Annotated in this window: 8 protein-coding genes; 3 read left to right on the plus strand and 5 right to left on the minus strand. The window is 66.7% G+C overall.

Annotation, left to right across the window (positions count from 1 at the left end):
* Nucleotides 1-14: 14 nt before the first annotated feature.
* Complete coding sequence (locus SCH01S_RS14000; protein ID WP_046349452.1) at nt 15-524, minus strand: hypothetical protein; 510 nt, start codon at nt 522-524, stop codon at nt 15-17.
* A gap of 236 nt (nt 525-760) precedes the next feature.
* On the opposite strand from SCH01S_RS14000, the gene SCH01S_RS14005 reads away from it, so the two are divergent.
* Nucleotides 761-3895, plus strand: a complete 3135-nt coding sequence (locus SCH01S_RS14005; protein WP_046349453.1) for a TonB-dependent receptor domain-containing protein — start codon at nt 761-763, stop codon at nt 3893-3895.
* A gap of 264 nt (nt 3896-4159) precedes the next feature.
* Here the strand turns inward: SCH01S_RS14005 and SCH01S_RS14010 are convergent, their stop codons facing one another.
* A complete protein-coding gene (locus SCH01S_RS14010) occupies nt 4160-5182 on the minus strand; it encodes a hypothetical protein (protein ID WP_046349454.1) in 1023 nt (340 codons plus the stop codon).
* A 113-nt stretch (nt 5183-5295) separates the two neighbouring features.
* Nucleotides 5296-7875 (minus strand): ATP-dependent chaperone ClpB, encoded by a 2580-nt coding sequence (clpB, locus tag SCH01S_RS14015; protein ID WP_046349455.1) that lies wholly within the window; start codon nt 7873-7875, stop codon nt 5296-5298.
* 128 nt (nt 7876-8003) lie between these two features.
* Between clpB and SCH01S_RS14020 the strand changes: the two genes are divergently transcribed.
* Both SCH01S_RS14020 and SCH01S_RS14025 read left to right on the plus strand, forming a co-directional pair.
* Complete coding sequence (locus SCH01S_RS14020; protein ID WP_046349456.1) at nt 8004-8828, plus strand: alpha/beta fold hydrolase; 825 nt, start codon at nt 8004-8006, stop codon at nt 8826-8828.
* A gap of 19 nt (nt 8829-8847) precedes the next feature.
* Nucleotides 8848-9621 (plus strand): SDR family NAD(P)-dependent oxidoreductase, encoded by a 774-nt coding sequence (locus SCH01S_RS14025; RefSeq protein WP_046349457.1) that lies wholly within the window; start codon nt 8848-8850, stop codon nt 9619-9621.
* Nucleotides 9622-9625: 4 nt separating this feature from the next.
* Here the strand turns inward: SCH01S_RS14025 and SCH01S_RS14030 are convergent, their stop codons facing one another.
* Together SCH01S_RS14030 and SCH01S_RS16820 are read right to left on the minus strand one after the other, a co-directional pair.
* A complete protein-coding gene (locus SCH01S_RS14030; RefSeq protein ID WP_052733949.1) occupies nt 9626-10960 on the minus strand; it encodes a DNA-packaging protein in 1335 nt (444 codons plus the stop codon).
* Nucleotides 10957-11260 (minus strand): hypothetical protein (locus tag SCH01S_RS16820; RefSeq protein ID WP_169746401.1); only part of this gene is annotated, 304 nt, incomplete at its 5' end. The genes SCH01S_RS14030 and SCH01S_RS16820, both read right to left, overlap by 4 nt.

Genomic DNA, 11260 nt, shown 5'->3' on the forward strand with positions numbered 1-11260 from the left:
TAGTGACACGCGCCTCACCCGACGCGCATGCCCTTGACCGAGCGATTGCCCTCGAACTTGATGAAATAGCTGCCCATCAGCCCCTTCTTGATCAGCACCTTCTCGCCGGGTTTGGGAAAGGCGTTGATGCCTTCCGTCGTCTCCCACGTTGCGCCGTCGTCCAGGGTGAAGCGGAACCTGCCATAGCCGATGCTGCGGATCGTCTTGATCGGCTCGTCGATTTGGGTGAATTCTTCCTTCTCGTCCTTATCGTTGCCGAAGAAGGGCAGCTTGGGCAGCGAGAAGCCGAACAGCGAGCGCTTGGTCTTGGTCACCGCCTGCTTGTCGAGGACGACCGTTTCCTTGGCGGCGACCGACTGGAGCAGCGCGCCGGCGGCGCGGTCGTAGCAGGCGAGCCGCTGGGCATTGTCGGCGATTCCGCGGCACGCGCCGAGCGCCTGGATGGTCGCGGGCGGCTCGTCTGCCGCTACGGCCGGCGCGGCCAGCGCCAGCGCGATCAGGACGGTGACGGCGGAACGGATCATCAGGCAGGCCCCTCGATTGCTGCCCAAAGCGTAGAGCGCCGCCCGCACCCCGGCAAGGCTGGCCGGACAGTGTGACTGAAATGCTACACTTGGGGGCAAAACTCTCGTTTACCAGAGGCGGGCCGTTGTTCTGGGGGCGGCATTTCGCCTAGTAGCGGCGTGATAGCTTCGTTTGCAGCTATGCCACCACGTGAGTCCGGCTAAGCGACCGGCCACGACAAAGGGGAAGAAAGACTATGCAGCTTGCACTTCGTCGGCACCTGCTGGCTTCGACCGTGCTGATTGGCACTTCGATGCTGGGCACCGCCGCCTATGCGCAGACCCAGGCCGCCGCCGCGCCCGCGGATGAGGGCACGATCGTCGTCACCGGATCGCTGATCACCAACCCGAACCTCGAGCGCTCGACGCCGGTCAACGTGACCACGTCGGAAGAAGTCGAGCTGCGCCAGACCAACGTCGCCGAGCAGCTGCTCCGCGAAGTTCCGGGCGTGGTGCCGTCGACCGGTTCGGCGGTGAACAACGGCAACGGCGGTTCGTCGTTCGTCAACCTGCGCGGCCTCGGTTCGAACCGCAACCTCGTCCTGCTGGACGGCGTGCGCATCGCTCCGTCGGGCCTCGTCGGCCGCGTTGACTTGAACAACATCCCGCTCGCGCTGATCGAGCGCACCGAGGTTCTGACCGGCGGTGCATCGACCACCTACGGCGCGGACGCGATCGCGGGTGTCGTCAACTTCATCACCAAGCGCAACTTCTCGGGCCTGGAAGCAACCGCGTCCGAGCAGATCACCGAGCGCGGCGACGGCAACGTCTTCCGTGTCGACACCACGATCGGCGCGAACTTCGACGATGGCCGCGGCAATGCGGTCTTCTCGATCGGCTATCAGGAAGCGGACCCGGTCACGCAGGGTGCGCGCGACTTCAGCCGCTTCAACATCAATGCGTTCACCGGCAACATCAGCGGTTCGGGCACCAAGGTTCCGACGACCTTCACGGTCGTTGGCACGACTGCCCAGGCCGTTGACCCGACGACGGGTCAGTTCGTGCCGAGCGCAAACTTCCCGCCGTTCAACTTCAACCCGTACAACATCTTCCAGACGCCGTTCCAGCGCTTCAACCTCTTCGGCCAGGCCAACTACCAGGTCACCGACGGCGTCGAAGTGTACACGCGCGGCCTGTTCTCGAAGAACACGGTGAAGACGATCATCGCGCCGTCGGGTGCGTTCGGCATCGATGCCGAGATCCCGATCAGCAACACGTTGCTGCCGACGCCGGCCGCGCTGACGCTCTGCCAGCGCAACATCGATCTCGATCCGCGCGATCCGGACGTCGATGCCGACGGCAATGTGATCAGCCTGAACGTCCTGCGTCCGACGCTGGCGCAGTGCCAGGCGGCTCGCACGTCGTTCAATCAGAACAATCCGCTCACCTTCGATCCGACGACCGGAACGTTCAACAACGGCACCTATCTGCAGGCGCCGACGCAGGTGTCGCGCCGTGCAACGGAAAACGGTCCGCGTATCAGCGATTTCCGCACCCAGATCTTCGATTATCGCCTGGGTGTTCGCGGCGGCATCACCGACTCGATCAACTATGACGTGTTCGGGTCGTACGGCGAATCGGATCAGCTGCAGACCATCCAGAACTACACGCTGAACTCACGCTTCCGTCAGGGCCTGCTGACCACGCAGGATGCTAACGGCAACCTGATCTGCCAGGATCCGGCGTTCGGCTGCGTTCCGGTCAACGCGTTCGGTCCGGAAGGCTCGATCACCAAGGCGCAGGCAGCGTTCCTGACCGCCAACAGCACCGTGCTGACCCGCACCTCGCTGGCGCAGGCCCGTGCGACGATCTCGGGTGACTTCGGCGCCTCGCTGCCCTGGGCAAGCGATGCGATCAGCTTCGCGCTCGGTGGCGAATATCGCCGCTACAAGGCCTCGCAGGCTTCGGACACGCTGGCCGCGTCCGGCGACCTGGGCGGCTCGGGCGGCCCGACGCCGAACATCGCGGGCGGCTTCGACGTCTACGAAGCGTTCGGCGAGTTGATCGCCCCGATCGTGCAGGACAAGCCGTTCTTCCAGAACCTGACGTTCGAAGGCGGCATCCGCTACTCGCACTACACGATCAATGCTCCGGGTACGCCGAAGTTCAACACCACCACCTACAAGCTGGGTGGTAGCTGGGAGCCGGTCAGCGCGATCAAGTTCCGCGGCAACTATGCTCACGCCGTTCGCGCGCCGAACATCGCCGAGCTGTTTGCCCCCCAGGCGACGGGCCTGACCACGATCTCCAACGATCCCTGCGCTTCGCTGAATGACGCAGGCACGGTGATCCGTCCGACCCCGACCGGCACGCTTGCGCTGGTCTGCCGCGCTCAGGGTGCGCCGATCACCCAGATCGGGCTGATCCCGCAGCCGACGGCTGGTCAGGGCAACGCCACCAGCGGCGGCAACCTGAACCTGAAGCCGGAGAAGTCGAACAGCTACACCTTTGGTGCGGTTATTCAGCCTGACTTCCTGCCGGGCTTCTCGGCATCGGTCGATTATTACCACATCAAGATCACCGGTGCGATCACCACGCCGACCGTGGACGATGCCATCCAGGCCTGCTTCGGCGCGCCGGATGCGGCCGGCAACTTCAACCCGGCGGCGGGTGCGGAGAACTCCGCGGCCTGCACGATCATCAAGCGCAACGCTGCGACTGGTGCTCTGGCGGGCGATCCGACGGTCACGCCGGGTCTGTTCCTGCCGCTGTCCAACCTCGGCACGATCGAGACGGACGGTATCGACGTCACGATGAACTACCGCGCCGACCTGGGCTTCGCGAAGCTGGCGCTGAACTTCGCCGGCAACTGGACGAACTCGTCCAAGTTCAAGGCGACGCCGACCAGCGCGACGCGCGAGTGCGTCGGTCTGTTCAGCGGCAACTGCGGTTCGCCGGGCGGTGCCGGTGCGGACATCGGTTCGATCCAGCCGGAGTTCAGCTGGACGCAGCGTTCGACCCTGTCGTTCGACAATGTCGACCTGTCGCTGCTGTGGCGCCACATCAGCGCGGTCCACAGCGAGGACGGCGATTCGTACATCGGTCCGGTTCCGGGCAAGCAGTCGAACCTGCCGGGTTCGCCGCCTCCGGGGACGTTCGGCACCCGCAACTTCAACTTCCTGCCGTCGGCCGACTATTTCGACCTGGCGACCCGGATCGGGGTGGGCGACAATCTGACGCTCACGCTGACTGTGGCGAACCTGTTCGACAAGCAGCCGCCGTTTACCGGCCAGGACGTGGGTTCGACGTCGTTCAACAGCGGCAACATCTATCCGTCGACGTACGACGCTCTGGGCCGCACCTACCGCGTCAGCGCCCGCCTGCGCTTCTAAGCGCCCGGCAGACGCCTGAACAAAGGGGGGCGGGTCCTTCGGGACCCGCCCCTTCTTTTTTGTCGAAATCCTCCCCTGGAAGGGGAGGTGGCGCGCGAAGCACGACGGAGGGGTGTCAGCGCCTCAGAACAAATCTCGGGCGCCGACACCCCTCCACCACTCGCCTCGCGAGTGTTCGAGCTTTCGGCTGCCCCCGGCAGCCGAAGATCGCGTCCGGGCGACGCGATCTCGCCCGAACACCCCCTCCCCTTGCAGGCGAGGATCTTATGGCAGCAGCCCGCCCGGCAGCGTCGTCGGAATGCCCGCGCGCTCCGCCGTTACTTCCGCCCAACGCGTGACCTTTTCCAGCTCGTCGCGATGCGCGGCGCCGGCGTCCGCATATTCGGCATTACGATCGGCGCGCCCGAACGCCGCGCCGGACTTTGAGTTGCGGCCAAAGCTCGACGCCACAATCTCCCGCACCGTCCCGTCATCGACAGCCAGATCGTACAGCCGTGCCAGCGCAGCCACGGCCGCTTGCGGGGCGTCCAGCAGCGCCTCGCTGTCCAGCGTCCGCACACGCGGCCCAAGCGCCTGGACCAGCTCCGCGAACAGCGCTTGCTGCGCCAGCCAGCCGGCGGCGGCGATCTGCAGGTCCGTCTGCCCGAAGAACTGCTCGTCATCGAAGCCGAGCCGCTGCACCAGCCCGTCCTTGCGCAGGCCGACGAACAGCTTGCGCACCCACAGCCGCCCGTCCAGCCCCTTCTTCGCGACAGAGGTCAGGAACAAAGGGAGCGGCGCGTGCAGCAGCAGCGCCTTCGCATCGGGCCGCAGCGCCATCATCATCCGGATCAGCCCGTTCACGATGTTGGACGGCTTGATGACCACGGCCTCGCCGGGCGCGAACGGACGGGCCAGCAGGCGCAGCGCACCATCCATCACTTCGGCGACGTCGCGTCCTGCGGCCCCGCGCCGGCGCCAGCCGACGATATCGTTCAGGATCGCCGGCTCCTTCAGCCCCATCGCCAGCCCCTCGCGGTCGAACGCGCGGGCGAGCAGGGTCGAACAGCAGAAGGCGGAGTGAAAGATGAAGTGGACCGGGGCAGGCGGCGTCGCCGCGGCAAGCGCCTGACGTCTGTCGAACTCGATCGGCGTCCGCCCCTGCGGCAGATAATCGTCGACCACGAACGTTGCCGATCGATGCTCGTCCCGCGTCACATGCCGGAACTGAACCGCGTCCTTGCTCTCGACATAGCGATGCGCAAGCCAGAGCGGGTCGCGAGGGATTTGGGTGATATCGAGGCTCATAAACTCCGGTTCGGGCTGAGCTTGTGGGAAGCCCTCCCTTCTTTTTCCTGACTCTGAAAAAAGAACAAGGGAGGGCTTCGACAGGCTCAGCCCAAACCGGGTGGGAGTTCCGCTTACTTTACTACCAGTTCCAGCCGCCCGTCCCCCTCGTCCACCTCCACCGTCGCCCCGTCGCGGACCTCGCCCGACAGGATCAGCTCGGCGAGCGGATCCTGCAGATATTTCTGCACCGCGCGCTTCAGCGGCCGGGCGCCATAGACCGGGTCATAGCCGACGCGGCCCAGCCAGGCGCGTGCCGCGTCGGTCAGGTCCAGCGTCACCTTGCGATCGCTGAGCAGCCGCTGCACCCGTGCGACCTGGATGTCGACGATCGGGCCCATATGCTCCTGGCCCAGCCGGTGGAACAGGATGATCTCGTCCAGCCGGTTCAGGAATTCGGGGCGGAAATGCCCGCGCACGATTTCCATCACTTGCGGCTCCACCGATTTGACGTCGGCGTCGTCCGCCACCTGGCTCAGGAATTGGCTGCCCAGGTTCGATGTCAGGATGATCAGCGTGTTCGAAAAGTCGACCGTGCGGCCCTGGCCGTCGGTCAGCCGCCCATCGTCGAGCACCTGCAGCAGCACGTTGAACACGTCATTGTGCGCCTTCTCGACCTCGTCGAACAGCACGACCTGGTATGGCCGCCTGCGAACCGCTTCGGTGAGCACGCCGCCCTCCTCATAACCGACATAGCCCGGCGGCGCGCCGATCAGCCGCGCGACCGCGTGCTTTTCCATGAACTCGGACATATCGATCCGCACCATCGCGGACGCATCGTCGAACAGGAATTGCGCGAGCGCCTTGGTCAGCTCGGTCTTGCCGACGCCGGTGGGACCTAAGAACAGGAACGAGCCCAGCGGCCGGTTCGGGTCCTGAAGCCCGGCGCGGGCGCGCCGGACGGCGGTTGAGACGGCGTGCACCGCTTCCTTCTGCCCGATCACGCGCTTGCCGATCTGCTCTTCCATATGGAGGAGCTTTTCGCGCTCGCCTTCCAGCATCCGGTCGACCGGAATGCCGGTCCAGCGGGAGACGACGCCGGCAATGTCGTCGGACGTCACTTCCTCGCGCAGCATTGCGCCGGCGGCGGCGCCCTGCGCTTCGGCCAGCTGCTTCTCGAGCGCCGGGATCACGCCGTAGCTAAGCTCGCCCGCCTTCGCGAGGTCGCCCTGGCGCTGCGCCTGCTCAAGCTGATTGCGCGCCTGATCCAGCTGCTCCTTGACCTTCGCTTCGCCCGCGATCTTTTCCTTCTCCGCCTGCCAGCGGGTGGTCAGCTCGGCCGATTGCTGCTCCAGGTTCGCGAGCTCGGCATCGAGGTTCGCCAGCCGCTCCTGCGACGCGGTGTCGGTCTCCTTCTTCAGCGCCTCGCGCTCGATCTTCAGCTGCATGATGCGCCGGTCGAGATTTTCGATCTCTTCCGGCTTCGACTTGATCTCCATCTGCAGCCGGCTCGCGGCCTCGTCCATCAGGTCGATTGCCTTGTCGGGCAGGAAACGGTCGGTGATGTAGCGGTTGCTGAGCGTCGCCGCGGCGACGATCGCACCGTCGGTGATCCGCACGCCGTGGTGCAGCTCGTATTTCTCCTTGAGGCCGCGCAGGATCGAGATCGTGTCCTCGACCGTCGGCTCGTCGACGAACACCGGCTGGAAGCGCCGCTGCAGCGCTGCGTCCTTCTCGACATATTTGCGATACTCGTCGAGCGTCGTCGCGCCGATGCAGTGCAGCTCGCCGCGTGCGAGCGCCGGCTTCAGCAGATTGCCGGCGTCCATTGCGCCCTCGGCTTTCCCGGCGCCGATCAGCGTGTGCATCTCGTCGATGAACAGGATCACGTCGCCTTCGGCCTGGCGCACCTCGTCGAGCACGCCTTTCAGCCGCTCCTCGAACTCGCCGCGATATTTGGCGCCGGCGATCAGCGCGCCCATGTCGAGCGCCATCAGCCGCCGGTCCTTCAGGCTGTCGGGCACGTCGCCGTTCGCGATGCGCAGCGCCAGCCCTTCCGCGATGGCCGTCTTGCCGGTGCCGGGCTCGCCGATCAGCACCGGGTTGTTCTTGGTCCGGCGCGCCAGGATCTGGATCGTGCGGCGGATTTCCTCGTCGCGGCCGATCACCGGGTCGAGCTTGCCCTCGCGCGCGGCCTCGGTCAGGTCGCGGGCGAATTTCTTTAGCGCGTCGTAGCGATCCTCGGCCGAGGCCGTGTCCGCGGTGCGACCGCCGCGCAGCTTCGCGATGGCGTCATTCAGCCCGCCGGGCGTCACGTTTGCCTTGGCGAGCGCCTTGCCCGCTGCAGTCGTGGTCGCCAGCGTCAGCGCCAGCAGCAGCCGCTCGACGGTCACATAGCTGTCGCCCGCCTTGCTCGCGATCTGCTCGGCTTGGTCGAGCACGCGCACCGCGTCGTTGTCGAGGCCCGGCGTCTGTTGCGCGCCCGATCCGCTGACCGACGGCACTTTGGCCAGCGCTGCATCGGTTTCCTTCAGCGCGATCGCCGGATCGCCGCCGGCGGCGCGGATCAGGCCCGACGCCATGCCTTCATTGTCTTCGAGCAGCGCCTTCAGCAAATGCTCCGGCCCGATCCGCTGATGCGACATGCGGATCGCAACCGTCTGCGCCGATTGCAGAAAGCCCTTGGCCCGGTCGGTGAATTTTTCGAGATTCATCTGGTCCCCTCACGAATGTGTGGCCGATGTGGTGTGTCTTTCTTGCAACACAAGGGCGGCGGTCCTGGTGTCGGAACCCGGTTTGAGCGCGCTCGTTCCCGTCCCGACCTCGAAGCGGGAGACATCCCATGCCCTACGCCGAAGCGCGCGATGGAACCAAGCTGCATCTGAAGGATCTGGGCGCGGGTGAGCCCGTCGTGCTGATCCATGGCTGGCCGCTCACCGGCGACATGTGGGAATATCAGACGCTGGCGCTGCTGGAGGCGGGCTTCCGCGTCATCACCTATGATCGTCGCGGCTTCGGCCAGTCGAGCCATCCCGCGACCGGCTATGACTATGATACCTTCGCCGACGACCTCGCGGCGGTGCTCGACGCGTGTAAGGTCGAGCGCGCCAGCCTGGTCGGCTTCTCGATGGGCGGCGGCGAGGTTGCGCGCTACCTCTCCCGGCACGGCGCCGGCCGGGTCGCGCGCGCGGCCCTGGTCAGCTCGGTCGCCGGCTATCTGCTGAAGACCGACGACAATCCCGACGGCGTCGACGCCAGCGTGTTCGATCAGATGAAGGCGCAGATCCGGGAGGACCGGTTCAAGTTCCTGAAGACCTTCGCCGGCCAGTTCTACGGCGTCGGCTGGGTGTCGAGCCCGGTCAGCGACGCGTTGCTCGACTGGACCTTCATCCTCGCGATCATGGCCAGCCCCAAGGCGACGATCGACTGTGTCGACGCGTTCGGCCGCACCGATTTCCGCCCGGATTTCGCGGCGTTTGCCGGCGTGCCGACGCTGATCGTCCACGGCACCGGCGACAAGACCGTGCCGATCGAGCCCAGCGCCCACGCCGCCGCGCGCGGCATTCCCCACGCGACGCTGATCGAATATGACGGCGAGCCGCACGGCCTGTTCGCGACCGCGCCCGACCGGCTGAGCAAGGACCTGCTCGCCTTCCTGCGTTCCTGATTCTCAAGGGAGAACGACCATGTCCGGCAAGCTTGCGATCGTGACGGGCGCGTCGAGCGGCATCGGGCGGGAGCTGGCGAAGCTGGCGGCGCAGGACGGATACGACCTGATCGTCGCCGCCGACACGCCGCTGATGGACGCAGCGTCGGAGCTGAGGAATGCCGGCGCGGAGGTCGAGCAGGTCGAATGCGACCTGTCCACGATCGACGGCGTCGATCGCCTGCTCGACGCCTGCCGGGGTCGCCAGATCGACATGCTCTTCGCCAATGCCGGTCACGGGCTCGGCCATGCGTTCCTCGATCAGCCGCCGGCCGAATGGCGGCACGTGATCGACACCAACATCACCGGCACAGTCTATCTGCTGCAGAAGGTGCTGCAGCAGATGGTCGCGCGGCGGCAGGGGCGGGTGCTGATCACCGGCTCGATCGCCGGCCACCTCGCGGGCGCGTTCCAGGCGGTCTACAACGGCACCAAGGCGTTCATCGACAGCTTTTCCGACGCGATCCATAACGAGCTGAAGGATAGCGGCGTCACCATCACCTGCCTGAAGCCGGGCGCGACCGAGACCCAGTTCTTCCACCGCGCCGGGCTCGACGACACCAAGGTCGGCCAGGCGAAGAAGGACGATCCCGCCGATGTCGCCCGCACCGGCTACGACGCGATGATGAAGGGCGAACGCAGCGTCATCTACGGCATGAAGAACAAGCTGGAGGTCGCCGCCGCCAGCGTGCTCGGCGGCGGCTTCTCGGCCCAGCAGCACCGCAAGCAGGCCGAGCCCGGCTCGGGCGAATAGGGCGTCAGAACCCCCGCACCCGCGGCTCGGCACCGGTGCCCGGCATCAGCTCGGTCAGGGCCCAGACCATCGCGTCGGCGCGATCAGGGCTCGCCCCCGGCCCTTCGTAAAGGCCGCCGCGCACCATTCCGGTCAGCTGATCCTCGAGCTGCGGAAAGCGCCCGGCCAGCTTCGCTACGCCGCGCTCGAACAAGGCCGCCACCGGCTCCGCCCGCGCGACCTTGCCGCGCGCTGCATGGACCAGCTTCAGCGGCAGCCGCACGTCGGCGGCGCGCAGGCAGGCGGCGACCATCGCCCCGCCATTGTTGATTTCCGCGATCACCCGGTCCGCCCGCCAGCGCGCGGCGGCGTCCGCCACCGCCCGCGCCCAGCGTTGGGGTGAGGCATCGCCCAGGCTCGCATCCTCCAGCACGAACACGGTCCCGCCCCGGTCCAGGCCGGCCACCACGATCCCGCACGTGCCCGAGGACGCCGGCGGATCGACGCCGACCACAATGCGCCTGAAATCCTCCTCGGAACCGGGATGCTCGACCCGCGCGTCCTCGATCAGCGCCAGGGGCCACAGGCTCCCCTCGATGTCCTCGATCAGCTCCCCGTCCAGCTCCTGCCGCCCCAGCCGCGTGCCGGCATAGGCCGCCTCGATATGCTCGCGATAGGCAGGCGGCAGATGGAAATTGTCCGCCGTCCGTCCGTTTGACACGACCACGCCCGGCTCCGCCAGCAGCCGCTTCAGCAGCGCCCCCGGCCGCGGCGTCGTCGTCACCAGCGTGCGCGGCCGCGGGCCCAGCCGCAGCCCCAGCATCAGATTGTCCCAGGTCTTCTCGCCCAGCCGCCATTTCGCGAGCTCGTCGCACCAGGCGGCATGATGCTGCGGCCCGCGCAAGGACTCCGGCCGCTCGGCCGAATACAGATGCGCCTCCGCGCCCGACGGAAAGCACACGATATGCTTGCTGGCGACATAGCGGACCTGCTCGTCCGCATGGGCGACCGCAATCAGCCCGCTTTCGCCCTCGACCATCACCGCCCGCGCCTCGTCGATCGTCGCCGCGACCAGCGCGATGCGCAGCGTCCCGTCGGCGCGCGCCAGCGCGCTCACCCATTCGGCCCCCGCGCGCGTCTTGCCAAAGCCGCGCCCGGCCATGATCACCCACAGCCGCCAATCGCCTTCGGGCTCGAACTGGCCCTTACGCGCCTGCCAGCGCCATTGCTGGTGCAGGGCACGGTACACCGGGGTCGGCAGGCCTTTCAGGAATCGCGTCAGGAACGGGTCGTCGGATTCCGGTATCCGCCGCAGCAGGGCCGCGATCCGCAGCGCCTCGCGCCGCTCGCGCGGGCTCATTTGCCCTTCCTTTTGCGTCCGGCGTCGACGCCAAACGCGCGCAGCCGCTTGGTCAGCGCCTCGAACAGCTTGCGCCGCGTCTGCTGGACCTGAACTACGCGCCGCTTGTTGGGAAGTATCCGCACCCGCTCCGCCATCGCGCCCTCCAAAAGAAAAGGCCGGCACGGCAATCGCCGTCCGGCCAAGGAATCCATCGTTGCGTCGACATACCAGAACAGTGTCACGATGTCAAGAAAAATAACCAAATAGGTCCTAAAGTCAGATGCGGCCGAGCGTGCGAACAGCCGCCGCAGCCCCTCT

Source organism: Sphingomonas changbaiensis NBRC 104936, from assembly GCF_000974765.1.
Classification (GTDB): Bacteria; Pseudomonadota; Alphaproteobacteria; order Sphingomonadales; family Sphingomonadaceae; genus Sphingomonas_B; species Sphingomonas_B changbaiensis.

Excerpts from the sequence above, each read along its gene's own strand:
- SCH01S_RS14000 (WP_046349452.1), bottom strand. The coding sequence starts at position 524 with ATGATCCGTTCCGCCGTCACCGTCCTGATCGCGCTGGCGCTGGCCGCG.
- SCH01S_RS14005 (WP_046349453.1), top strand. The coding sequence starts at position 761 with ATGCAGCTTGCACTTCGTCGGCACCTGCTGGCTTCGACCGTGCTGATT.
- SCH01S_RS14010 (WP_046349454.1), bottom strand. The coding sequence starts at position 5,182 with ATGAGCCTCGATATCACCCAAATCCCTCGCGACCCGCTCTGGCTTGCG.
- clpB (WP_046349455.1), bottom strand. The coding sequence starts at position 7,875 with ATGAATCTCGAAAAATTCACCGACCGGGCCAAGGGCTTTCTGCAATCG.
- SCH01S_RS14020 (WP_046349456.1), top strand. The coding sequence starts at position 8,004 with ATGCCCTACGCCGAAGCGCGCGATGGAACCAAGCTGCATCTGAAGGAT.
- SCH01S_RS14025 (WP_046349457.1), top strand. The coding sequence starts at position 8,848 with ATGTCCGGCAAGCTTGCGATCGTGACGGGCGCGTCGAGCGGCATCGGG.
- SCH01S_RS14030 (WP_052733949.1), bottom strand. The coding sequence starts at position 10,960 with ATGAGCCCGCGCGAGCGGCGCGAGGCGCTGCGGATCGCGGCCCTGCTG.